The organism is Citrobacter sp. wls829 (assembly GCF_005280825.1).
Taxonomy (GTDB): domain Bacteria; phylum Pseudomonadota; class Gammaproteobacteria; order Enterobacterales; family Enterobacteriaceae; genus Citrobacter; species Citrobacter gillenii.
In genome coordinates, this window is record NZ_SZWP01000004.1 from 93,295 (window position 1) to 120,023 (window position 26,729).

The window sequence follows — 26,729 nt, forward strand, 5'->3', positions numbered from 1 at the left end:
TTTTTTTTACCTGTACTTCGCATAACACCTACCCAATAGGGGTATAAAAAAACAGCGCTGGATAAACAGCGCCGTTGCATGCGGATTAATAACGTGATGTTACTTCTTAATACCCATCTCGTCTTCAAGCCAGGCTTTAAATTCAGCGCCAAGGGTATTATGACGAATACCATATTCGACGAACGCTTGCATATAACCCAGCTTATTACCACAGTCATGGCTTTTGCCCTTCATGTGATAGGCTTCAACCGTTTCTTTTTCAATCAGCATATCGATAGCATCGGTCAACTGAATTTCGTCACCTGCGCCCGGAGGCGTTTTTGCCAGCAGAGGCCAGATATCTGCACTCAGGACATAACGCCCTACAACAGCAAGATTAGATGGCGCGACATCGGCTTTCGGTTTTTCCACAACACCGACCATCGGTACGCTTTCGCCCGGCGCTAATTCCACACCTTTACAGTCCACCACGCCGTAAGCCGTCACATCTTCTACTGGCTCCACCATAATTTGGCTGCTGCCTGTTTCATCAAAGCGACTAATCATTTCGGCGAGGTTATCGCGGGATAAATCAGATTCGTATTCGTCGAGAATAACATCCGGCAGGATGACCGCTACGGGTTCATCACCAACAACCGGGTGCGCACACAATACAGCGTGACCCAGACCTTTTGCCAGACCCTGACGAACCTGCATAATCGTCACGTGCGGTGGGCAAATAGATTGCACTTCTTCCAGCAACTGGCGCTTAACACGTTTTTCCAGCATAGCTTCAAGTTCAAAGCTGGTATCGAAGTGGTTTTCAATCGAATTTTTAGACGAGTGAGTCACAAGGACAATTTCAGTGATACCCGCGGCAATACATTCGTTGACGACGTATTGAATTAATGGCTTATCAACCAGCGGTAACATTTCTTTAGGAATTGCCTTGGTCGCCGGTAACATCCTGGTTCCTAATCCCGCTACCGGGATAACGGCTTTTTTGACTTTCGAATTAAGGGCAGCCATTTAAAACTCTCCTGGACTGTTCATGTATTGAACGTGTTCATCAATCTGTATCGCATCCGAGTATATCAGTACCGCGACAAGCTTCAGGTCTGAAAAGGACGCGCGTCGGTATAATTAAGATAAATACGAATAAATCTGGCGCTGATAGTAGCACTGCAAAAGACAGGGAGGTGAGCCAATTTGAATCCCTGCCTCTCGATTGTTCATTCTGCGGACAACATCAGTCGCAGACGCCCCCCGGCCCCCCAAATTTGGCACTGCCAGGACTCACAGCGTTGGCTTAGTTGGTTGAGGTACGTATTCCCCAACGTTCCCAGCGGAACACCGTTACTGATTTGCACGTTGTGGCTACCAGTATTTAAGGTCGCATTCAGACCCGCAGAGACCAGGACCAAATTTTTTAAACCGCTATGGTAGTAACCCACCAGCAACGGAAATTGCCCTGGCAGATTGGCCTGTCGCAGCAGATGATTAACCTGTTTCAGGAGCGTACCGAGCTCCGGCAACCGTTGATTCTGATGTGCCAGTTGCTCTTGTAGCAGCCCATTAAACAGTGCCCGTAACAACAGTGCCGCCAGCACGCCATTATCCCCTGCCCGCGTCACATCCAGGCAATAGAAGGCAAGATCGTGTTCCGACAACGGCGCAATATCAAGGACCAGGCCGGGTTGATCGGCGGCAACCAGTTGACGGTAGTTGATGCGACACTGTGAAATCACCTGTTGAACCGGTGGCTGTAGCTCTTGTAACAGTTTTGCTGCTGCTGCGGGGTCGCCGACCATCGCATCCCAGTCACGAAATAACCGCTCTTCTTCTTCAACGCGCGAGTTAAACATGTTGGGGTAAAGGCACGCAAAAACCGTTTCCCGTAGTCGGTTAAGGTCTTTCACCGGCTTAAGCAACACATCATCCACACCGAGGCGAAGTGCTTTGGCAATATCAGACATATTTTCTGTCGCGGAGATAACTAGGATTGGCGTCCGATCGCCACGGTTACGCAGGTATTCAACCAGTTTGAGACCGTTCATTCTCGGCATCGCAAGGTCGCAGATCATCAGATCGGGTGTAAAGCGCCCCAATAATTCCAGCGCATCAAGCCCATCGCCCGCTACAGCCGTTGTCGCTCCCAAAGAGGAAAACCATGAGTCCAGAAGTGAGCGAAATACAGGCTCATCTTCAACAATAAGAATCTGTTTTCCGACCAATGGCTGCGTCATATTCTCCCCCCTGACTGGCTTTAATCAATAGTGGCATGCTATTGCTACTCACGCCTGTCAGAATTGACTTAAGTGTTGATAAAAAATGCGTTAGATGTTGGTCTTCACCAGTGGCAGCAACTCATCCATTTTTTTCTCTACCGCAAGCTGCCCGGCAGCAATAGCTGCTCCAGCACGGTGGAAGTCCAGCGTGGATATTTGCGGACAAAACGGTTGAATTAGAATATCTGGCGGGTCGCCGGCCATGCGGTTACGTTTAAGCCGGTTTTCCAGCACCTGAATAGAGGTGGTCATGATCTCCATCGCCGTGGGCGCAGTGACCGTTCGTCTGGCGGTGATATTACTCAACCGCTCTTTCAGACGCGCATGCCATGAAAGCTCGTCATCACTCGAGTCGGTATCATTGCTGACGTTAAAGGAGAGCAGATCTTGTTGCATGAGGTGCGCATCATGTTGCAGGTCAACCGCAATGACGATATCGGCGCCTAGCGCACGCGTCAGCGAAACCGGCACAGGGTTAACCACCGCGCCATCAACCAGCCAATAACCATTATGTGCAACCGGGGACATCAGACCAGGAATACTGCAAGAGGCCCGCACGGCAAGGTGTAAATCACCTTCGGTAAACCACAGTTCGCGACCCGTACTCAGATTCGTCGCGACGGTAGCAAACCGGCGCTGGCATTGTTCAATTGACTCGACAGGCATGACGTTGCGGTATTGATTAAACACGCGTTCACCGCGCAGCAATCCGCCTCTGCGCCAGGAGAGATCCATCAGGCGTAAAACATCCCAATAGCTGAACGAGCAGACCCATTGCTCGAGGGCGGGTAATTTATTACACGCATAGGCGGCGCCAACCAACGAACCGATTGAGCACCCTGCAACGATATCAACATCAATGCCCATATGTTTAAGGGCCTTAATCACACCAATATGCGACCAGCCTCGTGCCGCGCCGGAACCTAGCGCCAGCCCAATTTTTATTTTTCTCATTGTACCTACAGACTTCCCCTGGCTTGCAGACGTAGCAACATCACTACGGCTCAGTTAACATAGTGCTACCGTGGCGTTTTTACGCCGTTTTTTTATTCCAGGGAGTATTTTGTGTCTCAGCTTTGTCCCTGTGGTAGCGCTGTCGAGTATAGCCTATGTTGCTACCGTTATGTGTCTGGCGCGCAAGTAGCACCAACGCCGTCACACCTCATGCGTTCTCGTTACTGTGCTTTTGTGATGAAAGACGCAGATTACCTGATTAAGACCTGGCACCCCGACTGTCATGCTGCTGCATTTCGCGATGAGATTAGCGCAGGTTTTGCCCATACCGAATGGCTTGGACTTACCCTTTTTGAACAGGCAACGTCGAACACAGAAAATACCGGCTATGTCAGCTTTGTGGCGCGGTTTTCCGAACAGGGGAAAATGGGCGCCATTATTGAGCGCTCTCGTTTTTTAAAAGAAAACGGCCAGTGGTATTATATTGATGGTACGCGTCCGCAAATTGGCCGTAACGATCCCTGCCCTTGCGGGTCAGGTAAAAAATTTAAAAAGTGCTGCGGCTAACCCACGCCCGACAGCATTTATTACGCAAACATTTTCAACAGGAATACCCCGGCAATGCATTCACAACAACGTAAAGTTCTGCGCACTATCTGCCCCGACCAAAAAGGTTTGATCGCACGCATCACCAATATTTGTTACAAGCATGAACTGAACATCGTGCAAAACAACGAGTTTGTTGACCACCGTACCGGTCGCTTTTTTATGCGTACAGAACTGGAAGGCATTTTTAATGACGTCACGCTGCTGACCGATCTGGACAGCGCACTGCCTGAAGGATCCATTCGCGAACTTACGCCAGCAGGCCGTCGCCGCATCGTTATTTTAGTCACCAAGGAAGCGCATTGTCTGGGCGACCTGTTAATGAAAGCCAATTACGGTGGACTCGATGTTGAAATTGCGGCGGTAATCGGCAACCACGACACGCTGCGTTCGCTGGTTGAACGTTTTGATATTCCTTTTGAGCTAGTCAGCCATGAAGGATTAACCCGCGAAGAACACGATCAAAACATGGCCGATGCCATCGACGCCCACCAGCCTGATTATGTGGTGTTGGCGAAATATATGCGTGTCTTGACGCCAGAATTTGTTTCACGCTTCCCGAACAAGATTATTAATATTCACCACTCGTTCCTGCCTGCCTTTATTGGTGCACGTCCGTACCACCAGGCTTATGAGCGCGGCGTCAAGATCATTGGTGCAACGGCTCACTATGTGAATGATAACCTCGATGAAGGTCCAATCATCATGCAGGACGTGATTCACGTGGATCACACCTATACCGCAGAAGATATGATGCGCGCAGGCCGCGACGTAGAAAAGAATGTGTTAAGCCGTGCGCTGTATCAGGTTCTGGCCCAGCGAGTCTTTGTTTACGGTAACCGAACGATTATTCTGTAATCACCAATAATATGAATTGATTAGCTTTACTGCGTTACGGATGAAAAACACGCAAACGATCTACGTTAAGCAAAGGAATGCTTTACAGCGGCGCGTCATTTGATATGATGCGCCCCGCTTCCCAAGGAAGCAGGCCAGTAAAAGCATTACCCCGTGGTGGGGTTCCCGAGCGGCCAAAGGGAGCAGACTGTAAATCTGCCGTCATCGACTTCGAAGGTTCGAATCCTTCCCCCACCACCATTATTCACTACAGCGATGTAGTTAACTCGATGAGCAATGCAGAAGTTTGCACTTATCGGGGAAGGGTGAGAACCTTCGATTAAGGTTCGACTCGAGCGAAAGCGAGAGAACGTTGCTAAAGGCAACGGCCCGAAGGGTGAGGAGCGAAGCGACGAATAATCCTTCCCCCACCACCATCCTCATAGCATTACCTACAATTTGAATTACCCCTGGTGGGGTTCCCGAGCGGCCAAAGGGAGCAGACTGTAAATCTGCCGTCATCGACTTCGAAGGTTCGAATCCTTCCCCCACCACCATCAATCCCCTGTGATACCTCAGCTAAATCAAAGCACAATGCCCTATATTCTGCCCGTGCGGGAAGGATGAGAAGCTTCGATTAAGGTTCGATTCGAGCATAGCGAGAAAGCGTTGCCGCAGGCAACGACCCGAAGGGCGAAGCGCGCAGCGCTGAGTCATCCTTCCCCCTCCACCACTTCTCTGTAGTACCCTTAGCTAAACAGCTAAACCCCATAGGCCGGATAAGGCGTATTCGCCACCACCCGGCAACAGCCATAAAAAAACCCCGCCGAAGCAGGGTTTACAATGACGCAGAGAATCGATTAGTGGCGTGCGCGAACAATCTGATACTTGCGGGTCAAATACTCGACCGGCACGCTCCAGATGTGTACCAGACGCGAGAACGGGAACAGCAGGAACAGCGTCATACCGAGCACCAGGTGCATACGGAAGATAAACGCCACACCGTCCAAGTACTGGGACGCGCCGCCGTGGAAGGTCACCACGGACTGTGCCCAGTTGACCAGCTTCATCATCTCACTCCCGTCCATATGCTGGGCGGAGAACGGAATCGTCAGCAGACCCAGCGCACACTGGATAACCAGAACGGACAGCACCAGAATATCCGCGCCGGTGGTAGTGGCACGCACGCGTGGGCTGAACAAACGGCGTTTGAGCAGCAATACACCACCGACCAGACACATCACGCCGGACGCACCGCCTGCAAACATGGCCATTTTCTGTTTCACTTCCAGCGGCAGCCACGCTTCGTACATCCAGTGCGGCGTTAACATCCCCAGGAAGTGGCCGGCGAAAATACCCAGGATCCCGATATGGAACAGGTTTGACGCCATGTTCATCCCTTTGCGATCCAGCATCTGACTGGATGCCGCACGCCAGGTGTACTGCCCGTAGTCATAACGCAGCCAGCTACCAATCAGGAAGACAGAACCCGCAATGTACGGATAGATGTCAAAGAAGAACGTATTCAGGAAGTGCATTATTGCTGTCCTCCGGTGGTGATATTCAGATACTGCGGCGTGACGGCCCCGGCAAAACGACGCTGGTGAGCGGAGATCTCAGATTCACCGCACCCCTGATCGGCAAAGAATTTCACCTGCTCTTCTTCCCAGACAGCGTCCAGCGCCTGCGGAGTATCATCGCGAACTTCATCCGCAATTTTCTCCGCCACTTTGTCGCTATCGATAGCTGCATTCGCCAGTTTCAACAGCAGATCGAACAGCACGGCGTAGCGACTTTCACGCTGTTGCAGACGCGCACTGAGCAGGGCCAGAATCGGGGCGATATCCTGCAAACCACCCAGCGCCTCTTCCTTCGGCAACTGCGCCAGATATTCCAGGTACAGCGGCAGATGGTCCGGTAATTCGCGGCTGTCGAGCTGTAAACCGTGCTGCTCGTACTGCGCCATCAGGTCAACCATCGCCTGACCGCGGTCGCGGGATTCACCATGCACATGTTCAAACAACAGCAGCGAGGTTGCACGGCCACGGTCGAACAGTTCACTGTAGCGGGACTGTGCGTCCAGCATGTCCTGCGCGGTTAAATCGCGCAGGAAGACGCCCAGAGTCTGGGCATCATCTTTGTCCAGGTTTTCAGATGACGCGAGTGCATCGAAAAGTTCCTGCTGATGCTGCCATAAGGCAGCATCCGGGTACTCGAGCAGACGCGAAACAATGACGAGTTCAATCATTGGTGCGGCTCCGTTTTGCTGGTCACATCGACAGCATCGATGCGGCGACTGTTGAACAGATTGAATTTGGTGTCCGAACCGTGGCAACCGTCGCCGAAGGTAAAGCCACAACTGCTTTTCTCCGGGAACGCTTCACGCGCCAGCTCACGATGGCTGCTCGGTACCACGAAACGATCTTCGTAGTTCGCGATGGCCAGGTAGCGGTACATTTCCTGCGCCTGCGCTTCAGTCAGACCAACTTCTTCCAGCGCACGGGTGTCGACTTTACCGTCAACGGTTTCCGCACGTTTAAAGTGACGCATCGCCAGCATGCGCTTCAGCGCCAGTACCACCGGCTGCGTATCCCCTGCAGTCAGCAGGTTTGCCAGGTACTGAACCGGAATACGCAGGCTGTCCACGTCCGGCAGAATACCGTTGCTGCCCAGCTCACCCGCATCAGCCGCAGACTGAATCGGTGACAAAGGCGGAACATACCAGACCATTGGCAGCGTGCGGTATTCTGGGTGCAACGGCAGCGCCAGCTTCCAGTCCATCGCCATTTTGTACACCGGAGACTGCTGAGCCGCGTCGATCACGCTCAGCGGAATACCGTCTTTCAGTGCCTGCTCAATGACCGCCGGGTCATTCGGATCGAGGAACACGTCCAGCTGACGCTGGTACAGATCTTTCTCGTTCTCGGTGCTTGCCGCGCTTTCAATGGCGTCAGCGTCATACAGCAGTACGCCGAGGTAACGAATACGTCCGACGCAGGTTTCGGAGCATACGGTCGGCTGACCGGCTTCGATACGCGGATAGCAGAAGATGCACTTCTCTGACTTACCGCTCTTCCAGTTGAAGTAGATTTTCTTGTACGGGCAACCGGTAATACACATACGCCAGCCGCGGCACTTGTCCTGGTCGATCAGCACGATGCCGTCTTCTTCACGCTTGTAGATGGCACCGCTTGGGCAGGTCGCCACGCACGCCGGGTTAAGGCAGTGCTCGCACAGACGCGGCAAATACATCATGAAGGTATTTTCGAACTGGCCGTACATCGCCTTCTGCATGTTCTCGAAGTTTTTGTCTTTTGACAGCTTCTCGAACTCGCCGCCCAGGTCGTCTTCCCAGTTCGGACCTTTGGTTATCTTGTCCATACGCTTGCCGGTGATCAGCGAACGTGGACGTGCAATCGGCTGCGCTTTGCTGTCAGCCGGTGCGTTGTGCAGCGTCTGGTAATCGAAGTCAAACGGCTCGTAGTAATCATCGATACCCGGCAGATGCGGGTTAGCGAAAATTTTACCCAGCAGCAGCGCTTTGTTACCCATGCGCGGCACCAGCTTACCGTTGATCTTGCGGATCCAACCGCCCTTCCATTTTTCCTGGTTTTCCCAGTCGGTCGGGAAACCGGTGCCCGGCTTAGTTTCAACGTTGTTGAACCAGGCGTACTCGGTCCCTTCACGGCTGGTCCAGACGTTTTTGCAGGTTACTGAACAGGTGTGGCAACCGATGCACTTATCGAGATTCAGCACCATGCCGACTTGTGAACGAATTTTCATTTTACGCTCTCCTGTACCTGGTCATTGCCTTCGCCATCCAACCAGTCAATGTTCTTCATCTTACGGACCACCACGAACTCATCACGGTTTGACCCTACGGTGCCGTAGTAGTTAAAGCCGTAGGCCAGGTGGGCATAACCACCAATCATGTGCGTCGGTTTCGGCGTAATACGGGTCACCGAGTTATGGATCCCACCGCGCTGTTCGGTAATTTCCGACCCTGGAATATTCACAATACGTTCCTGGGCGTGGTACATCATGGTCATCCCGGCCGGGACACGCTGGCTGACTACCGCACGGGCGGTTAGTGAACCGTTGCTGTTAAAGACTTCGATCCAGTCGTTATCTTCGATACCCAGATCTTTCGCATCCGCTTCACTCATCCACACGATCGGACCGCCGCGGCCTAATGTCAGCATCAGCAGGTTGTCGCTGTAAGTGGAGTGGATACCCCACTTCTGGTGTGGCGTCAGGAAGTTGAGCGCTTTCTCCGGATTGCCGTTGGATTTCTCGCCCATCACGGCTTTCACCGAACGGGTGTCAATTGGCGGACGATAAACCAGCAGGCTTTCACCGAAGTCGCGCATCCACTGATGATCCTGATACAGCTGCTGACGACCGGTCAGCGTACGCCATGGGATCAGCTCGTGAACGTTGGTGTAACCGGCGTTGTAAGAAACATGCTCATCTTCCAGGCCAGACCAGGTCGGGCTGGAGATAATTTTACGCGGCTGCGCCTGAATATCGCGGAAGCGGATTTTCTCGTCTTCTTTATTCAGTGCCAGATGCGTATGGTCACGGCCGGTAAATTCACTCAGCGCAGCCCAGGCCTTCACCGCCACCTGACCGTTGGTTTCCGGCGCCAGGGTGAGGATCATCTCGGCGGCATCAATCGCCGTATTCAGCATCGGCTGACCTTTAGCCGGGCCTTCTGCCTTGGTGTAGTTAAGCTTACGCAGCAGGTCCATTTCGCTCTGGGTGTTCCAGGCAATCCCTTTCCCGCCGTTACCGACTTTATCCATCAGTGGGCCGATGGAGGTGAAGCGTTCGTAAGTTGCTGGGTAATCACGCTCAACGGTCATGATGTGCGGGGCAGTAACGCCTGGGATCAGATCGCATTCGCCTTTTTTCCAGTCCTTCACGTCCAGCGGCTGCGCCAGTTCGGCAGCGGAATCGTGCTGGATAGGCAGCGTCACCACGTCGGTTTCTTTACCGAGGTGACCTACGCAGACTTCAGAGAATTTCTTGGCGATGGCTTTGTAAATTTCCCAGTCGCTTTTCGATTCCCAGGCCGGATCAACAGCGGCAGACAGCGGATGAATAAACGGATGCATGTCCGATGTATTCATGTCGTCTTTTTCATACCAGGTGGCGGTAGGCAACACGATATCGGAATACAGACAGGTGCTCGACAGACGGAAGTCCAGCGTCACCACCAGATCCAGCTTGCCATCGAGACCGTTATCCTGCCATTCCACTTCTTCTGGCTTCACGCCACCCTGTTTGCCCAGATCCATCCCCTGAATACCGTGTTCAGTACCCAGCAGATACTTCAGCATGTACTCATGACCTTTACCGGACGAGCCCAGCAGGTTAGAACGCCAGATGAACAGATTACGCGGATGGTTTTTACCGTTTTCAGGTTGTTCTGCCGCAAAGCGAATAGAACCCTCTTTCAGCGATTTCACGGTGTAATCCACCGGCGTCATCCCGGCTTTTTCCGCCTCACGGGCAATGTACAGCGGGTTGGTGCCCAACTGCGGCGCAGATGGCAACCAGCCCATACGTTCAGCGCGCACGTTAAAGTCGATCAAATGACCGCTATAGCGGGACTTATCCGCCATCGGCGACAGCAGTTCCTGCGCAGTTACCGTCTCATAACGCCACTGGCTGGAGTGGTTATAGAAGTAGGAGGTGCTGTTCATGTGACGTGCCGGACGCTGCCAGTCAAGGCCAAACGCCAGCGGCTGCCAGCCGGTCTGCGGACGCAGTTTTTCCTGACCCACATAGTGCGCCCAACCGCCGCCGCTCTGACCAACGCAGCCGCAGAACACCAGCATGTTGATCAATCCGCGATAGTTCATATCGAGGTGATACCAGTGGTTCAGACCGGCACCGACGATGATCATTGAACGACCGTGCGTTTTGTCAGCGTTATCGGCAAATTCACGGGCGATACGCACGATTTGAGCGCGTGATACACCGGTAATTTTTTCTGCCCATGCCGGGGTATATGCTTTGATGTCATCGTAGCTGGTGGCGCAGTTTTCATCGTTCAGACCGCGTTCCAGACCGTAGTTCGCCATGGTCAGGTCATAAACGGTGGTCACCAGCGCGGTAGTACCGTCCGCCAGTTGCAGGCGTTTGACCGGCAGTTTGTGCAGCAGAACGTTTTCCAGTTCGACTTTATTGAAGTGCTCGGTGCCTTCGCCGCCAAAGTATGGGAAGCCGACTTCAGCGATGTCATCCTGGCTGCCCAGCAAGCTGAGCTGCAGTTCGGTTTCTTTACCGGACGTGCCGTCGCGCTGCTCAAGGTTCCACTTCCCTTTTTCGCCCCAGCGGAAACCAATCGAACCGTTTGGCGCGACCATCTCGCCGTCGGTATTGACGGCAACGGTTTTCCACTCTGGGTTATTTTCCTGGCCCAAAGAATCGACCAGATCGGCGGCGCGCAGCATACGGCCCGCCGCATAGTAACCGTCACGCTCTTCGAGCATCACCAGCATCGGGAAGTCGGTGTAACGACGCACATAGTCGGTGAAGTACTGGCTTGGGTTATCAAGGTGGAACTCACGCAGCATGACGTGGCCCATTGCCAGCGCCATCGCGGCATCGGTGCCCTGCTTCGGTGCCAGCCACAGGTCGCACAGCTTGGCAATTTCGGCGTAGTCCGGGGTGATCGCGACCGTTTTGGTCCCTTTGTAGCGAACTTCAGTGAAGAAGTGGGCATCCGGGGTACGGGTCTGCGGAACGTTTGAACCCCAGGCGATGATGTAGCTGGAGTTGTACCAGTCGGCAGATTCCGGAACGTCGGTCTGCTCACCCCAGGTCTGCGGAGACGCAGGCGGCAGGTCACAGTACCAGTCGTAGAAGCTCAGGCAGGTACCGCCAATCAGGGACAAGTAACGTGCACCGGAGGCGTAGGAAACCATCGACATTGCCGGGATCGGCGAGAAGCCTGCCACGCGGTCAGGGCCGTAGGTTTTGACGGTGTAGACGTTAGAAGCGGCAATCAGCTCATTCACTTCCTGCCAGGAAGAACGTACAAAACCACCACGACCGCGCGCTTGCTTGAAGCTTTTTGCTTTATCGGCGTCTTCGATGATGGATGCCCATGCATCTACCGGATCGCTGTGCAGTCTTTTCGCTTCACGCCACATTTTCATCAGGCGTTTACGCATCAGCGGGTATTTCAGGCGGTTAGCGCTGTAGAGATACCAGGAGTAGCTCGCACCGCGCGGGCAGCCGCGTGGTTCGTGGTTTGGCAGGTCTGGACGGGTGCGCGGGTAGTCGGTTTGCTGGGTCTCCCAGGTCACCAGACCATTTTTCACGTAGATTTTCCAGCTGCATGAGCCAGTGCAGTTTACCCCATGAGTTGATCGCACGACTTTGTCATGCTGCCAACGCTGGCGGTATCCATCCTCCCAGTCCCGGTTAGTATTGAGAAGCTGGCCGTGCCCATCGGCAAAGGTTTCGCCCTTCTGCTTGAAGTAGCGAAACCGGTCCAGGAATTTACTCATCGGTTGTCTCCTGTAGGAGCCTGACGGCTCTCTGATAAATCGACATTGCTTGATTGAGAATGAAGGTAACGCTATGAAAGCGCGTGGGAATTGATAACGATCAAGGCAGGCAGGGATGGGAAAGAGAGGTTAAATTTTATATACCCCTTAAGTGGGATGAGGTAAAAGTCAGTAATCAATTGATTTTAAATATGATTTTAAAATTAACTCATCATACAAATGTTAAATTCTTTACAAGTGAGTATTAAGGGGTATCCCCCCTGGCAGGCCTCTTTCTGTGTACCGTTCTGACAGACGATAGTCTCTGTAGACAAATAAGTATGTTGTAACTAATTACAGACAAAAAAAAGCACGGTCTAACACCGCGCAAAGGATAATCAACCTACACGTCATCCTTCAAACTGCTTCCGCGTTGGCTGTGCTCGTTCTCCCCAGTCACTGACTTGAGTATGCTCCTGGGGATTTCTCACTTGCCGCCGTGATGCAGTTTGAGTGATTTTGTGTACATTACTTTTTTATTTTTTAGAATGACGTCCGTATACCACCCAAGTGATGACCACGCAGGCGACATAGAAGATCAGGAACACTTTCATCGCATCCACCGGCGAACCGGTTAACGCCAGCGACGTACCAAACGCTTTAGGAATAAAGAAGCCGCCAATCGCGCCGATAGCTGAGATAAAGCCCAGTGCCGCCGCCGTGTCGGTTGCCGCTTCACGCATCGCTTTCTCTTCGGAGCCACCTTCGGCTTTCACTCGGTCCATCGTCAGTTTACGGAAGATCACAGAGATCATCTGGAAGGTAGAACCACTACCCAACCCAGCCGTCAGGAACAGCGCCAGGAACACCGCAAAGAAGGCGATAAAGTTGCCACCCTCACCGTTTGTTGGCAGCGTAAGGAACAGCAAGGCGCTGAAAATGGCCATCAGGACAAAGTTCACCAACGTCACACGCGTCCCGCCCAGTCGGTCAGAAATTGCCCCACCAGCAGAACGAGCCAGGGCGCCAATCAGCGGACCAAAGAAGGCGTAATGCAGGATCTGCACCTCAGGGAACTGCGTTTTTGACAGCATGGCAAAACCGGCAGAGAAGCCGATAAAGGAGCCGAAGGTTGCCAGATACAGCAGACTCATAATCCACAGATGTCCGCGTTTCAGCACCGGTAATTGCTCTTTCAGTGACGCTTTAGAGGTTGCCAGTTCGTTCATACCAAACCACGCAGCCAGCGTCAGCACCGCCAGGAACGGTACCCAAATCCACGCGGCGTTGGCCAGATACAGTTGCGTGCCATCCGGTTGTTCAACGCCGTGGCTACCGAATGCCGCGAAGATAGACAAGGAGACCACCAGCGGCGCAAGCAACTGCATCACGCTGACGCCCATGTTACCCAGACCGCCGTTCAGCCCCAGTGCACCGCCCTGTTTCTGTTTCGGGAAGAAGAAACTGATGTTAGCCATGCTGGAAGCAAAGTTTGCCCCGGCAAAACCGCACAGCAGAGAGATGATAATAAACGTGCTAAACGGCGTGGTGGTATCTTGCACGGCAAAACCTAACCATACGCAAGGAATAATCAGGATACCGGTGCTGAATGCCGTCCAGCGACGTCCGCCAAACAGAGGAACCATAAAGGAGTACGGAACACGCAGCAGCGCACCGGAAACCGACGGTAATGCCGTCAGCATGAACAGCTGCTCGGTGGTAAAGTCAAAGCCAACCTTCGGTAAGTTCACCGCTACGGCGCTAAATAACATCCATACGCAAAATGCCAGCAGCAGACAAGGGACGGAAATCCACAAGTTGCGGCTGGCAATACGATGACCTCTTTGTTGCCAAAAGGCGGGATCTTCCGGCCGCCATTCTGTAATTACAGATCCAGATGCCCTTTCCGGGGCAGATGAGTGACTCATAGACACCTCTGATACTTGTTTCGATGCCTGCAACATTAGGGTTTACAGCGAGAGGTAAGTTGATATAAATCAAAGGAAAAGATGTCATTATTAGTGCTTAAAATTTATCATTACCCCAAATGAGTACATAACATCGCTAAAAAAGATGTGGTTTTTCACGCTTCTGTCGCCCCCTACTCCCCGCAGCCGGGGATCTCTCCCACCTGTGGCAATTAAGGGGTAGCCCGTTTGAGGTATGGGTATACTCCAGTGTATAGCTGAGAATAACGCCACTGCTTGCAGCAGCATCGTCATTCATAAGGTTTTCGCTACAACGAAATCCTGAAGGAAGAAGTCACCATGTTAAAACGTTGTCTCTCTCCGCTTACGCTGGTCAACCAGGTGGCGCTGATTGTTTTACTGTCCACCGCAATCGGCGTGGCAGGTATGGCCGTCTCCGGCTGGTTGGTTCAGGGCGTTCAGGGCAGCGCGCATGCGATTAACAAAGCCGGCTCCCTGCGTATGCAGAGCTATCGTCTGCTGGCAGCGGTTCCGCTGGATGCCAATGACCAGCCGCTGCTGGAAGAGATGGAAAGAACGGCCTTCAGCCCGGAACTCACGCGCGCCGCTAAGCGCGACGGACAACAGGCACAGCTGAAGGCGTTACAGGATTACTGGCATACCGAACTGGCGCCAGGGCTATCACATGCACAAAACGCGGACGCCGTTGCCGAGGACGTTACGCAGTTTGTGGCAGGACTGGATAAGCTGGTGACCGCCTTTGACCACACCACGGAATTGCGTATTGAGCGCGTGGTGATGCTGCATCGTCTGATGGCCGTGTTTATGGCACTGCTGCTGGTTTTCACCATTATCTGGCTGCGTGTTCGTCTGCTGGAACCGTGGAAACAGCTGCTGTCGATGGCGCGAGCCGTCAGCCAACGTGATTTTACCCAGCGCGCATGCATTAGCGGGCGTAATGAAATGGCGGCCCTGGGATCGGCACTGAACAATATGTCAGAAGAGCTGGCAGAAAGTTACGCGGTACTGGAACAGCGGGTGCAGGAGAAAACCGCCGGTCTGGAGCATAAAAACCAGATCCTCTCCTTCCTGTGGCAAGCCAACCGCCGTCTGCACTCTCAGGTACCACTGTGTGAACGTCTTTCCCCGGTACTCAACGGGCTACAAAATTTAACGCTGTTGCATGATATCGAACTGCGGGTGTACGACCTGGAAGATGAAGATAATCACCAGGAGTTTACCTGTCAGTCGAACGTCAGCTGTGATGAAAAAGGGTGTCATCTGTGTCCGCGCGGCACGCTGCCCGCCATTGACGGCGGAATCACACTGAAATGGCGACTGACCGATGCGCATACTCAGTATGGTATTCTGCTGGCCACGTTGCCGCACGGACGTCATCTTAGCCACGACCAGCAGCAACTGGTTGATACCCTGGTTGAACAACTGACCGCGACGCTGGCGCTGGACAGGCAGCAGGAGCGTCAGCAGCAGTTGATTGTGATGGAAGAGCGTGCCACCATTGCACGTGAACTGCATGATTCTATTGCACAATCGCTTTCTTGTATGAAGATGCAGGTCAGCTGTTTGCAAATGCAAGGCGAGGCGCTGCCGGAAAACTGCCGCGACCTGTTGAGTCAAATTCGTAATGAACTGAACACGTCCTGGGTGCAGTTGCGTGAGCTGTTAACCACCTTCCGTTTGCAGTTAACGGAGCCTGGATTGCGCCCAGCGCTGGAAGCCAGCTGCCTGGAATACAGCGCCCGATTTGGTTTTACGGTGAAGCTGGATTACCAGCTGCCGCCGCGTCTGGTGCCTTCGCACCAGGCTATTCACCTGTTGCAAATTGCCCGTGAAGCCCTGAGTAATGCCCTGAAACACTCTCACGCCGATGACGTTGTGGTGACGGTGGTGCAAAATGGCAAGCAGGTCAAACTGACAGTGCAAGATAACGGCTGCGGCGTACCGGAAAACGCCGAACGCAGTAACCACTACGGCATGATTATTATGCGCGATCGTGCGCAAAGCTTGCGCGGCGATTGCCGTGTACGCCGTCGCGAGACTGGCGGTACTGAAGTTGCTGTCACTTTCATTCCCGAAACAAACTTCACAGAAGTCCAAGGAGATACCCATGAGTAATCTGGAACCGGCAACCATCCTGTTGATCGATGATCATCCGATGTTGCGAACCGGTGTAAAACAGCTTGTCAGCATGGCGCCCGATATTACCGTGGTCGGCGAAGCCAGTAATGGCGAGCAGGGTATCGAGCTGGCTGAGTCTCTTGATCCCGATCTGATCCTGTTGGATCTCAATATGCCCGGTATGAACGGTCTGGAAACGCTCGATAAGCTGCGCGAAAAATCCCTGTCCGGCCGCATCGTCGTATTCAGCGTCTCCAATCATGAAGAAGACGTGGTCACCGCCCTGAAACGCGGCGCGGATGGTTATTTGTTGAAAGACATGGAACCGGAAGATTTGCTGAAGGCATTACAGCAAGCGGCCGCCGGTGAAATGGTGCTTAGCGAAGCTTTAACACCCGTACTGGCCGCCAGCCTGCGTGCTAATCGTGCCACCTCAGACCGCGATGTCACCCAGCTCACGCCGCGCGAACGCGACATCCTGAAACTGATTGCCCAGGGCCTGCCTAACAAGATGATTGCCCGCCGTCTGGACATCACCGAAAGCACGGTCAAAGTCCACGTGAAGCATATGCTGAAGAAAATGAAGCTCAAATCACGCGTAGAAGCCGCGGTATGGGTGCATCAGGAACGCATTTTCTAATTTTTAATGCTGCTTATCGTTAACGAGGATCATTTTCCGACACCGCGCTAAACGGTTCGGTCAGTGATAGCGTGATCTCATTGGAAGAGACACGCTGACCCTGTTCGTCTTCCACCACCACCGACAGCCGCCAGCGGTTTGTTGCCCCGTCACTGCTGTCCCACTTTGGCATAATAATCGTCCAGCCTTCTGCACTCCGGGTAGTTGTTCCCGCCGTCAAACTCAGCGCTTGCGTATCCCCCTGCCACGTCAGGTGGCGAATACCGTGCTGACTGCGCACTTCCAGCTTCAGCGCTACCGACTCGCCAGGCGTGAGATCCCACGGCGGAGTTGCCAGAAACACAGCCAGGGTTTTGCGCTGGCGATATTCCATCGTCGGCAGATTGTTACGCTGTGGTAAGTCATAACGACTCCCGCGCAAGGACTGACTGCCAGCCACCTCGCTGACCATCAACTGTTTTTTTAACGGCACGCCAAAGCGATAGCTAAGCTTTACGCCGACGCTGTTCTGGCTGACCCCGCTTTCCCCCTGCTTATGCTGCGCGGTCACCGTCACCAGCGGCACCGGCGTGTAGCTCAGCCCCAGCTTGACCGCCACCGGATTATGGTAGCCGGTTCCGGAATGAAACAGATCGACCTGGTCGCCAAAGTATTGCTCCACGCTAACGCTGGTATTGAGATGTTCATAAAACGGGACCCGCATCAGGGCAGTAAGATCGTATCCCCGCGCCATGCGCTGCACCTGCGTCGCAGAACGTTCCTGCCAGGACGAGAACGGCTGGTAATAATTGGCAGATAAGCGCAGATACTCGCCCCACGCTTCGGCACCCACGCCACCGCGCGGCAGGTTTTCATCCAGCAGAGTGTCATAAAAGGTGTTGTAACCTAACAACCAGCCGTTGCGTACCCAGCGCTGCCCGATGCCCAGATTACTGACCAGCCCCTCATCTTGCTGGGTTATCCCCATCTGGCTCCAGGTCAGGTAGCGTTGATTATCCTGCCAGGGAATAAACCAGCTTCCCCGGCTGCCGGTAAAGCGACCCTCGTTATCCACCTGTAGCCCAACGCTGGCATTACCCCAGGGAGAAAGCAACGACTCCAGTTGTTGATTCACCTGCTCACTGACCGTGTCACGCACCTGGCCAAACGCAAACTGCTTCGCCTGTTCACCGGTATCAAGACCATTATCGGTCATGCTGGCTTCGCCAAACGCTTTGACCATTTCGGCAAAATGCTTTTCACCGGCCCGGGACTCCGCTGCCATGCCAAGATCGGGTAAGCCATCATGATTGTTGTCAAACGGGTTGGCGGCCTGCTGGATAAACGAAGACTGCGCGCTGGCAGTACCGCCTGCCAGCGGCAAGAGTAGGAGGATACTACGTGTACAACTGAAAAAACGGCTCAAATCGTCGGTGGCTTTTACATCATTAAAATCAGGTCTCTCGACCGTTAACCATACCTTTCAGGCCAGCAATTTGCAGCCTTTTCTCAAATTTTCAGGAATATCCTTACTCTTTAAGCGTTACCGTTTGTTTCAGTAAGGCACGCAACTCCGGGATGCACGACCCACAGTTGCTGCCGCAGCGCAGCTGTTGCCCCAACGTCTGAACCGAATGGCAACCGTCGGTGATCGCCCGGACGATCGCCGTTTCACCTACGCTGAAACAGCTGCACACTATCGCCCCCTCGTCAGGCGCTATACCTGCGGGTTTGCCGCTCAGCAGCGCATGGCGTATTTCAGCATTGTCTGGCGCTCGCACAAACGCGGCGAGAATAGTGACGGTGTCAATCTCAGGCTGCGTCGCCGCCGACCAGAATCCCAGCATCAGTTGCCCCTCCCGCCAGGCCAGGATATTCAGCCCCTGGCCCCAGTGCGCCTGCTGGATTTGCCAGCCTTGTGCCGTGCAGTACTGGCATAGCCAGCTGGCGAATTCCCTGTCACCCGCCAGGGTATAGCGAAAAACCGTGTCCGCCGCTTTGCGCCACCAATGGACAAAACCGGGCAGTGTTAATTGATGCCGACTAAACATCTCCCCCTGCCATTGCGGCTGCCAGGGCATGATACGCACCGCAGTCTGTTTACTTTCTGGCTGTCCGGAATGGGGATCGCACACCGGCGCGACCAGCGCGTTTACCCGGCCCTGACGGGCAAAGCTGTTGTTCCAGTGCATCGAGGTAAACGCGCTGCCCGCCCGCTGACCTGGCTGGATTGCCACCCTGCCCACCATCAGCCCGCGCGGGGAACTGATACGACACAGCGCCCCCCCGGTCAGCTGAAATCGTGCGGCGTCCTCGGGTGACACCTCGACCAGCGGTTCGCTGATGTGCTGCATCAGGCGCGAAACGGTGCCGGTGCGGGTCATGGTGTGCCACTGGTCACGGATACGCCCGCTGTTTAACACCAGCGGATAGAGCGCATCACAGGCAGTTGTCATCCCCTGCGGCGTGACCGGCACCAGCCGCAAACGCTGGTTCGCGTGCCAGCCCTGCCAGAGGTTTAGCGGCGCTAGACGTCGACTGACCGGCCAGCGAACCGGGGTCATGTCTTCCCACTGCGCGTACGTCATATCGGCCAGGGCACCAATATCAAAGGCGCGTTCCCCATTATTTTCAAAACCGGAAAGCGCCGCATGTTCACAGAAGACCTCCCACGCGTTTTGCCAGCTAAACGCCCCGGCATACCCCAACTGTTTAGCCATCTGGGCGATAATCCACCAGTCTGCACGCGCCTCACCGGGAGAGGACAAAAAGGCGCGCTGGCGAGAAATGCGCCGCTCTGAATTGGTCACCGTACCATTCTTCTCTCCCCAGGCCTGCGCCGGAAAGCGAATGTGGGCATAGCGACTGGTATCGGTGTCGGCCACCACCTCGGAGACAATGACCAGCGGGCAGGCCGCCAGCGCCTGACACACGGCATGGCTGTCCGGTAGCGATACTGCCGGGTTAGTCCCCATGATCCACACCGCTTTAATCTTGCCGTTGCCAATAGCCTCGAACAGCTCGACCGCCATCAACCCCGGCGTTTGCGCCAGCCGCTCAGCACCCCAGAAGCGGGCCACGCGCGACAGGTCCTGCGGGTCAAAACTCATCTGCGCTGCCAACTGCGTCGCCAGCCCGCCTACCTCGCGACCGCCCATCGCGTTTGGCTGTCCGGTCAGCGAAAATGGCCCGCACCCGGCGCGGGCGTATTTACCGCTGGCCAAGTGGACGTTGATGATCGCATTGCATTTATCGCTGCCGCTGGCGGACTGGTTAATGCCCATGGTGTACAGCGTGACGGCCTTTGGCGCCTGCATAAACGCGTCATAAAACGCGGTGACTTCCGCCACCTCCAGCCCACAAAACTCCGCCACCCGCGCCACGTCCCAGTCACGCGCGATAGCCAGCGTTTCCGTTGCCCCGTCAAAATCCCCCAGCGCTGCACCGTCGGTGGCAATTCTGTTGAGCAAACCCACAAACAGCCCACCGTCGCTGCCAGGCAGCAGCGGCAGATGCAGATCCGCAATATCACAGGTGGCAGTACGTCGGGGATCGATTACCACCACCTTCAACAATGGATTGGTTTGTCGTGCCTGCACCAGCCGTTGGTACAGCACTGGATGCGTCCACGCGGCATTCGATCCCACCAGCACCACCAGATCGCTACACTCGATATCTTCATAGCTGCAGGGCACCACGTCGGCACCCAGCGCCCGCTTATAGCCGGTCACCGCCGACGACATGCAAAGCCGCGAGTTGGTATCGATATTGGCCGCACCGATAAAACCTTTCATCAGCTTGTTGGCCGCGTAGTAATCTTCCGTCAGTAGCTGACCGGAAGCGTAAAAGGCCACCGCCTGCGGGCCGTGCTGGGCGATAATGCTGCGCAGACGCGTGCCTGCGGTTTCCAGCGCCTGCGACCAACTAACCTTCGCCCCGTCAACCGTCGGCTGTAACAATCTGCCGCTCAGCCCGGTGGTTTCCGCCAGCGCCGCGCCTTTGACGCACAGGCGACCAAAGTTTGCCGGATGGTCAGGATCGCCCCGGACGTTAACGCCTTTTTCGCTCACCTGGGCGATCACCCCACAGCCGACGCCGCAGTAGGGACATGTGGTACGTATCTCACTCATGAGGCCTCCGCGCGCAGAATCAATGCCTGATTGCCCACCCACACGTTTCCATCCACCACTTTCACCGGCCAGGCGCGTACCGCCTGCTCGCCGCTGTCATACTGGCGACCATCACGCAGGCGAATGCGCTGTTTATACAGCGGCGAAATCACAACAGGCTCACCGGCCACATCCCCCAAAATGCCGCGCGAAAGTACCTGAGCGTCACTGCCGGGTTCACGATTATCCAGCGCATAAATCGACTGACCAAAACGGAAGAGTGCGATTTGCAGGTCACCCAGTAGGGCACCAATCCCTGCCTGTTCCGGGATCGCCTCAAGCGGGCAGATCGCCTGCCAGGGTTTCACCGGCAATGTCTCACGAGCATGGCGTACAGGGGGGGCCAACTGCGGCTGGCCGCGTAAGGCTTGACGCGCGATGGCGTCATCCGGGGCATCGCTGTTGACGTAAGAGCGAAACAGCGCCAGACGTTGCGGACTGCTGAGCGTGGTTTGCCACTCGCACTGGTAGCTTTCCACTACCCGCGCCATCTCTTGTTCCAACTCGCTGGCAATACCTAAGCTATCGTCCATGATCACCTCGCGCAGGTAATCAATACCGCCTTCGAGATTGTCCATCCAGGTACTGGTACGCTGCAGGCGGTCCGCGGTGCGGATGTAGAACATCAGGAAACGATCGATGGTCTGAATCAGCATGGCATCATCCAGATCGCTGGCAAACAGATCGGCATGGCGCGGCTTCATGCCGCCGTTGCCGCACAAATAGAGGTTCCAGCCTTTATCCGTGGCAATGACGCCGACATCTTTCCCTTGGGCTTCGGCACACTCGCGGGTACAGCCGGAAACCGCCATTTTGATTTTGTGCGGTGCGCGCAGGCCCTTGTAGCGATTCTCCAGTGTGACCGCCAGTCCGGTTGAGTCTTGAACACCGTAGCGACACCAGGTTGAGCCGACACAGGACTTCACCGTACGCAGCGACTTCCCGTAAGCGTGCCCGGTCTCAAACCCCGCCTCGACCAGCTCGCGCCAGATATCGGGCAACTGTTCAAGCCGCGCACCGAAGAGATCAACCCGCTGCCCGCCGGTAATTTTGCTGTACAACTGGTAGCGTTTAGCAATCTGACCAATGGCAATCAGGCCATCCGGCGTCACTTCCCCCGCTGGCATGCGCGGGACCACCGAATACGATCCGTCTTTTTGAATGTTGGCAAAATAGCGATCGTTCGTATCCTGCAACGGCAGATGCGCAGGTTTAAGCAGATACTCATTCCAGCAGGAGGCCAGCACCGACCCCACCAGCGGTTTACAAATTTCACAGCCGTGCCCGTGTCCATAGCGGGCAATCAACTGTTCGAAAGTGTGAATATGATTCACCCGCACCAGATGATAGATTTCCTGACGCGACCAGGGAAAGTGTTCACAGATATCCTTTTTGACCTCCACACCCTGCGCAGCCAGCTGATGCTCCATCACCTGTTTGACCAGTGCGCTGCACCCGCCACAGCCGGTTGCCGCTTTGGTACACTGTTTTATTGCACCGATATCCGTCGCCCCAGCGCTGACCGCCCGGCAGATATCGGCCTTGCTGACGTTATGACAAGAACAAATCTGTGCGGCGTCAGGGAGTGCCGCCACCCCAAGCACTTTCGGTGCGCTACCCGCCACGGCAGGCAGGATCAGCAATTCCGGCTGCGCGGGCAGCACCAGTCCGTTCAACATCATTTGTAGTAGCGTGGCATAGTCACTGGCATCGCCCACCAACACGCCGCCCAGCAGCGTTTTGCCGTCGGCGCTGACGACGATTTTCTTGTAGATTTGCTGCGGGCCGTGGGTCCACTGATAGCTTTGCGCCCCCGGCGTGCGCGCCTGCGCATCACCAAATGACGCCACATCAACGCCGAGCAGCTTGAGCTTAGTGCTCATGTCCGCCCCGCCAAAACTGGCCTCTTCCCCGGCCAGCCGCGCGGCGGCAACGCGCGCCATCTGATAGCCCGGCGCCACCAGTCCAAATATCCGCCCTTCCCACAGCGCGCACTCGCCAATGGCGTAAATGGCATCATCTGACGTGCGGCAGTGGCTATCAATGCTTATTCCACCGCGATCGCCGAGGTGTAAGCCACTGCTGCGAGCCAGCGTATCCTGCGGGCGAATACCGGCGGAAAACACCACCAGATCGGTGTCCAGCCGCTCTCCGTCGGCAAAATGCAGCACCAGGCCGTCTGGCGTACGCTCAATTTCGCGGGTGGATTTTGCGGTATGCACCCCCACCCCCAGCGCCTCAATTTTTTCGCGCAGCATAGCGGCGCCGGCATTATCCAGTTGCACCGCCATCAGGTTCGCGGCGAATTCAACGACATGGGTTTCCAGTCCAAGCTGGCGCAGCGCATTGGCCGCCTCCAGCCCAAGCAGCCCACCGCCAATCACCACCCCACGCCGGGCATTTTTCGCTTTTTCCGCAATGGCATCGAGATCGTCGAGCGTACGGTAAACAAAACAATCCGCGGAATCACCGCCTTTTACCGGCGGCACAAACGGGTACGATCCGGTGGCCAGCACCAGCGCATCCCAGTGGGTTTCATGGCCGCTGGCGGTACGGATAACCCGAGCTTCACGGTCGATTTGCGTAACACACTGCGCAAGACGCAGCTCGATACCGTGACGCGCAAAGAAGTCCTCGTCCACCAGTGACAGCGACTGCGCGCTGCGCCCGGCGAAATACTCGGAAAGATGTACCCGATCATAGGCGGCATAACGTTCTTCGCCGAACACCACGATGTGATACTGCATATGCAGGTTGCGGCTTACGCATTGCTCGAGAAAATGGTGGCCAACCATACCGTGTCCCACAACAGCCAGCGTCGGTTTTGTCATCGTTATCAGTCCTGCAGCCGGTGGCTGCGTATCAAAGCGGTCAAATAGCCAGGCGGAATTTGCCGGCGCGTGTGCATCCAGCAAGTCGGTGAGCGGCGCAGCGCTGCGGCAATTGCCCATTAACAGCACGCCATGGAGTTTTCCGTCGCGAATCAGCAAACGACGGTAGTGTCCGCTGAGCGGATCCCAGCTACTCAACGCGGTATCCGTGGATTCGGCGTCCGTTACCCCAGCGCTGAACAGTTCGATTCCCGTCACCTTCAGGCGCGTGCCGCGATCCTGCCAACGAAATCCCTCGCCGTTCTGGCCTGCCAGGCGTGCAGCCAGCACCTCGGCCTGCTGCAGGCACGGTGCCACCAGCCCCCAGGTCTGGCCGTTAATTTCACAACACTCGCCCACCGCGCTGATGCCTGCGACGGTGGTACGCAGTTGTGCGTCCACCACGATCCCCCGTTGGCAGCTCACACCGCTCTGCTGCGCCAGGTGGATATTGGGTTTGACGCCGGTCGCCATCACCACCCGCTGCGCGGCCAACTGCTCGCCATCCAGCAATGTGACGCGATCTCCTTCAATGCACGTAATCCCGGAATTGAGTACGCAGCGAATACCGCGCGCTGTCAGTTGGGCCTGCAACAGATCGCTGGCCTGCCGATCCAGCTGGTGCTCCATCAGGCGTTCGGCGCGATGAATTAACGTGACGTTGTCACAATTTAGCCGTAGCGCTGCCGCCGCCTCCACGCCGAGTACGCCGCCGCCAAGCACCACCACCGGGCCCGGTCGTTGCAAGATGGCCTCCACATCCGCCATCGTGCGAAACGCGTGCACATGCGCCTGTTCACCGCCGGGAATTGGCGGAATAAACGGCACCGAGCCGGTGGCAAAAACCAGCTCATCCCACTCAAGGATGCGCGTGCAGGTCGTCAGCCGGCGGCGAGTCGCATCAACGGCCAGCACGCGTTCCCCGCTCAGCACCGTGACGCCGTGGTCGGTATACCACTGGCGCGGATGAAGTAGCGTGTGGGCAAACGTCTTCTCCCCACCCAGCACCGGTGATAGCTGGATGCGGTTATAGGCCAGCTGCGGTTCCTCACCGATAAGCGTGATCGCGATGTCGCTGCACTTGTACGCCAGCAGCGCCTCGGTCAGGCGCGTCGCCGCCATGCCGTGCCCCACAATGACCAGTCGTTGCGTCATATCGCCCCCTTACGCCGCCTTCGGCTGTTTCTCATACAGGAAGTGGAGGATGCGTTGCCGCAGGTGGTGATAACGGCTGTCATCCGCCAACTGGACGCGGTTACGCGGGCGCGGCAGATTTACCGCCAGAATCTCGCCCACCGTGGCCGCCGGGCCATTGGTCATCATCATCACCCGATCAGAGAGCAGCACCGCCTCATCGACGTCATGGGTAATCAGCACAATGGTGGTGTTCAGCGATTGCTGGATCTGCATCACCGTGTCCTGCAAATGTGCTCTGGTGAGTGCATCCAGCGCGCCAAACGGTTCATCCATCAGCAGCACTTTGGGTTTCATGGCCAGCGCACGGGCAATACCCACTCGCTGCTTCATGCCGCCGGAAACCTCGCCTGGATGTTTGTGCATCGCGTGGCCCATCTGCACCCGTTCGAGATTGTGCGCAATCCACTCGCGCCGCTCGGCCTTGTTCATGGTGCGGCGAAAGACCTGATCGACCGCCAGCGCCACGTTGTCAAAGCAACTCAGCCACGGCAGCAATGAATGGTTCTGGAATACAACCGCCCGCTCCGGCCCCGGCCCGGCAATTTCGCGGTTATCGCAAAGCAGGCCGCCTTCAGTGGGTAACGTGATGCCCGCGATCAGATTCAGCAACGTCGATTTCCCGCAGCCGGAATGACCAATCAGGCTGACCGTTTCCCCTTCATGGATATCAAACGAGACGTTTTGCAGCGCCAGAAACTCGCCGCTGGCGGTGGAAAAACGTTGGCTCACTGCCTGTACCTGAATAATGGGTTTCATGCTGTCTCCTTATTTTTCCTGCCAGCTAAAACGACGGGCGACCCGCATCAGCCCCTGCTCAAGCAGCAGGCCCACGACGCCGATAATGACAATGGCGATAAGAATGTTTTCGACGTTGAGGTTGTTCCACTCATTCCAGATCCAAAATCCAATGCCCAGTCCACCGGTGAGCATTTCGGCGGCCACAATCACCAGCCAGGCAATACCGATAGACAGGCGCATGCCGGTGAGGATCGCAGGCAGTACCGCGGGAAAAAGAATGCGGCGCATCACCGTCCACTCGGAGAGTTGGAGCACACGGGCGACGTTGAGATAATCGTCAGGAATTCTGCGCACCCCTTCGGCGGTGTTGATCACCATCGGCCAGATGGAGCAGATAAAAATAGTCCAGCTGGAGGCCGGTTCCGCCTTTTGAAACAGCAGCAACCCAATGGGCAGCCAGGCCAACGGGCTGACCGGGCGCAGCAGCGCAACCAGCGGTGAAAACATGTGTGAGGCGAAGGTAAATCGGCCAATCAGAAATCCGAGCGGGATGCCGACTAGCGCCGCGAGGCCAAAACCAATGGCCACCCGCTGCAATGATGCCAGCACGTTCCAGCCGATGCCCATATCGTTCGGCCCATTGTTATAGAACGGGTCAGCAAACAGCGTTAGCGCCGAGTCCAGCGTGCTGAGCGGCGTCGGAAATCCCTGGCTGTTGATCACCGCCAGTTGCCAGCACACCACCAGTAGGCCCATCCCCAGCAGCGCGGGCACGGCTCGTCTGACCCACGCGTGCAGCCACAAATAGGCCGGCGTTTTGCGTTTTCTCACCGTCACGGCAGCCAGCGTGATCACCTCACCCACAGCCGGTTCAGGGGTTTTTAGTTGCGTGTTTTGTTTCAT

At 55.5% G+C, this 26,729-nt stretch carries 17 protein-coding genes, 2 tRNA genes and 2 other RNA genes; 8 read left to right on the top strand and 13 right to left on the bottom strand.

Going from position 1 to position 26,729, the window contains the following annotated elements:
* Positions 1–99 precede the first annotated feature (99 nt).
* The 3 genes from galU to rssA form a co-directional block, all read right to left on the bottom strand.
* Positions 100–1,008, bottom strand: a complete 909-nt coding sequence (galU, locus tag FDW88_RS00600; protein ID WP_096756793.1) for a UTP--glucose-1-phosphate uridylyltransferase GalU — start codon at positions 1,006–1,008, stop codon at positions 100–102.
* Between the two features lie 203 nt (positions 1,009–1,211).
* Positions 1,212–2,225, bottom strand: coding sequence for a two-component system response regulator RssB (gene rssB, locus FDW88_RS00605; protein WP_096756792.1), 1,014 nt, complete (start codon positions 2,223–2,225; stop codon positions 1,212–1,214).
* Positions 2,226–2,315: 90 nt separating this feature from the next.
* Positions 2,316–3,221 (bottom strand): patatin-like phospholipase RssA, encoded by a 906-nt coding sequence (gene rssA, locus FDW88_RS00610; protein ID WP_096756791.1) that lies wholly within the window; start codon positions 3,219–3,221, stop codon positions 2,316–2,318.
* 111 nt (positions 3,222–3,332) lie between these two features.
* Here rssA and FDW88_RS00615 point away from each other — a divergent pair, with 111 nt between their 5' ends.
* From FDW88_RS00615 to FDW88_RS00640, 6 genes are all read left to right on the top strand, one after another.
* Positions 3,333–3,788 (top strand): YchJ family protein, encoded by a 456-nt coding sequence (locus tag FDW88_RS00615; protein WP_137361813.1) that lies wholly within the window; start codon positions 3,333–3,335, stop codon positions 3,786–3,788.
* A gap of 54 nt (positions 3,789–3,842) precedes the next feature.
* A complete protein-coding gene (gene purU / locus FDW88_RS00620) occupies positions 3,843–4,685 on the top strand; it encodes a formyltetrahydrofolate deformylase (RefSeq protein ID WP_096756789.1) in 843 nt (280 codons plus the stop codon).
* Positions 4,686–4,840: 155 nt separating this feature from the next.
* A tRNA-Tyr gene (locus tag FDW88_RS00625) sits at positions 4,841–4,925 on the top strand.
* Positions 4,926–4,969: 44 nt separating this feature from the next.
* Positions 4,970–5,101: non-coding RNA, RtT sRNA (locus tag FDW88_RS00630), on the top strand.
* Positions 5,102–5,136: 35 nt separating this feature from the next.
* Positions 5,137–5,221 (top strand) — tRNA-Tyr (locus tag FDW88_RS00635).
* 45 nt (positions 5,222–5,266) lie between these two features.
* Positions 5,267–5,397, top strand: a non-coding RNA gene (locus FDW88_RS00640) — RtT sRNA.
* Positions 5,398–5,524: 127 nt separating this feature from the next.
* Here the strand turns inward: FDW88_RS00640 and narI are convergent.
* From narI to FDW88_RS00665, 5 genes are all read right to left on the bottom strand, one after another.
* Entirely contained in the window at positions 5,525–6,202 is a 678-nt protein-coding gene (narI, locus tag FDW88_RS00645) for a respiratory nitrate reductase subunit gamma (RefSeq protein WP_115258301.1), read from the bottom strand.
* Positions 6,202–6,912, bottom strand: coding sequence for a nitrate reductase molybdenum cofactor assembly chaperone (narJ, locus tag FDW88_RS00650; protein WP_137361814.1), 711 nt, complete (start codon positions 6,910–6,912; stop codon positions 6,202–6,204). Before narJ ends, narI begins: the two co-directional genes overlap by 1 nt.
* Positions 6,909–8,447: a nitrate reductase subunit beta gene (narH, locus tag FDW88_RS00655; protein WP_096756786.1), complete on the bottom strand. Its 1,539-nt coding sequence runs from the start codon at positions 8,445–8,447 to the stop codon at positions 6,909–6,911. Before narH ends, narJ begins: the two co-directional genes overlap by 4 nt.
* Positions 8,444–12,187, bottom strand: coding sequence for a nitrate reductase subunit alpha (locus FDW88_RS00660; protein ID WP_096756785.1), 3,744 nt, complete (start codon positions 12,185–12,187; stop codon positions 8,444–8,446). Before FDW88_RS00660 ends, narH begins: the two co-directional genes overlap by 4 nt.
* A gap of 515 nt (positions 12,188–12,702) precedes the next feature.
* On the bottom strand, positions 12,703–14,094 hold the full coding sequence (locus tag FDW88_RS00665; protein WP_115258300.1) for a NarK family nitrate/nitrite MFS transporter: 1,392 nt from the start codon (positions 14,092–14,094) through the stop codon (positions 12,703–12,705).
* 339 nt (positions 14,095–14,433) lie between these two features.
* Here FDW88_RS00665 and narX point away from each other — a divergent pair, with 339 nt between their 5' ends.
* Both narX and narL read left to right on the top strand, forming a co-directional pair.
* Positions 14,434–16,230 (top strand): nitrate/nitrite two-component system sensor histidine kinase NarX, encoded by a 1,797-nt coding sequence (gene narX, locus FDW88_RS00670; RefSeq protein WP_117342901.1) that lies wholly within the window; start codon positions 14,434–14,436, stop codon positions 16,228–16,230.
* The gene (gene narL / locus FDW88_RS00675; RefSeq protein ID WP_003020756.1) at positions 16,223–16,873 is read left to right on the top strand and encodes a two-component system response regulator NarL; all 651 of its coding nucleotides are present in this window, start codon (positions 16,223–16,225) and stop codon (positions 16,871–16,873) included. The genes narX and narL overlap by 8 nt, the downstream gene beginning before the upstream one ends.
* A 19-nt stretch (positions 16,874–16,892) precedes the next feature.
* On the opposite strand, the gene FDW88_RS00680 is transcribed toward narL, so the two are convergent.
* The 5 genes from FDW88_RS00680 to ntrB all read right to left on the bottom strand — a co-directional run bounded on the left by FDW88_RS00680 (position 16,893) and on the right by ntrB (position 26,729).
* Positions 16,893–18,278, bottom strand: coding sequence for a YchO/YchP family invasin (locus FDW88_RS00680; RefSeq protein ID WP_137361815.1), 1,386 nt, complete (start codon positions 18,276–18,278; stop codon positions 16,893–16,895).
* A gap of 103 nt (positions 18,279–18,381) precedes the next feature.
* Positions 18,382–20,982, bottom strand: coding sequence for a nitrate reductase (locus FDW88_RS00685; protein ID WP_137361816.1), 2,601 nt, complete (start codon positions 20,980–20,982; stop codon positions 18,382–18,384).
* Complete coding sequence (gene nirB, locus FDW88_RS00690; protein ID WP_137361817.1) at positions 20,979–25,046, bottom strand: nitrite reductase large subunit NirB; 4,068 nt, start codon at positions 25,044–25,046, stop codon at positions 20,979–20,981. Before nirB ends, FDW88_RS00685 begins: the two co-directional genes overlap by 4 nt.
* A 9-nt stretch (positions 25,047–25,055) precedes the next feature.
* On the bottom strand, positions 25,056–25,844 hold the full coding sequence (locus tag FDW88_RS00695) for an ABC transporter ATP-binding protein (protein ID WP_115258295.1): 789 nt from the start codon (positions 25,842–25,844) through the stop codon (positions 25,056–25,058).
* A gap of 9 nt (positions 25,845–25,853) precedes the next feature.
* Positions 25,854–26,729: a nitrate ABC transporter permease gene (ntrB, locus tag FDW88_RS00700; RefSeq protein WP_137361818.1), complete on the bottom strand. Its 876-nt coding sequence runs from the start codon at positions 26,727–26,729 to the stop codon at positions 25,854–25,856.

Bases quoted from the DNA above. Each gene is read 5' to 3' on its own strand.
- galU (WP_096756793.1), bottom strand. From the start codon at position 1,008: ATGGCTGCCCTTAATTCGAAAGTCAAAAAAGCCGTTATCCCGGTAGCG.
- rssB (WP_096756792.1), bottom strand. From the start codon at position 2,225: ATGACGCAGCCATTGGTCGGAAAACAGATTCTTATTGTTGAAGATGAG.
- rssA (WP_096756791.1), bottom strand. From the start codon at position 3,221: ATGAGAAAAATAAAAATTGGGCTGGCGCTAGGTTCCGGCGCGGCACGA.
- purU (WP_096756789.1), top strand. From the start codon at position 3,843: ATGCATTCACAACAACGTAAAGTTCTGCGCACTATCTGCCCCGACCAA.
- narI (WP_115258301.1), bottom strand. From the start codon at position 6,202: ATGCACTTCCTGAATACGTTCTTCTTTGACATCTATCCGTACATTGCG.
- narJ (WP_137361814.1), bottom strand. From the start codon at position 6,912: ATGATTGAACTCGTCATTGTTTCGCGTCTGCTCGAGTACCCGGATGCT.
- narH (WP_096756786.1), bottom strand. From the start codon at position 8,447: ATGAAAATTCGTTCACAAGTCGGCATGGTGCTGAATCTCGATAAGTGC.
- FDW88_RS00660 (WP_096756785.1), bottom strand. From the start codon at position 12,187: ATGAGTAAATTCCTGGACCGGTTTCGCTACTTCAAGCAGAAGGGCGAA.
- FDW88_RS00665 (WP_115258300.1), bottom strand. From the start codon at position 14,094: ATGAGTCACTCATCTGCCCCGGAAAGGGCATCTGGATCTGTAATTACA.
- narX (WP_117342901.1), top strand. From the start codon at position 14,434: ATGTTAAAACGTTGTCTCTCTCCGCTTACGCTGGTCAACCAGGTGGCG.
- narL (WP_003020756.1), top strand. From the start codon at position 16,223: ATGAGTAATCTGGAACCGGCAACCATCCTGTTGATCGATGATCATCCG.
- FDW88_RS00685 (WP_137361816.1), bottom strand. From the start codon at position 20,982: ATGAGTGAGATACGTACCACATGTCCCTACTGCGGCGTCGGCTGTGGG.
- nirB (WP_137361817.1), bottom strand. From the start codon at position 25,046: ATGACGCAACGACTGGTCATTGTGGGGCACGGCATGGCGGCGACGCGC.
- FDW88_RS00695 (WP_115258295.1), bottom strand. From the start codon at position 25,844: ATGAAACCCATTATTCAGGTACAGGCAGTGAGCCAACGTTTTTCCACC.
- ntrB (WP_137361818.1), bottom strand. From the start codon at position 26,729: ATGAAACAAAACACGCAACTAAAAACCCCTGAACCGGCTGTGGGTGAG.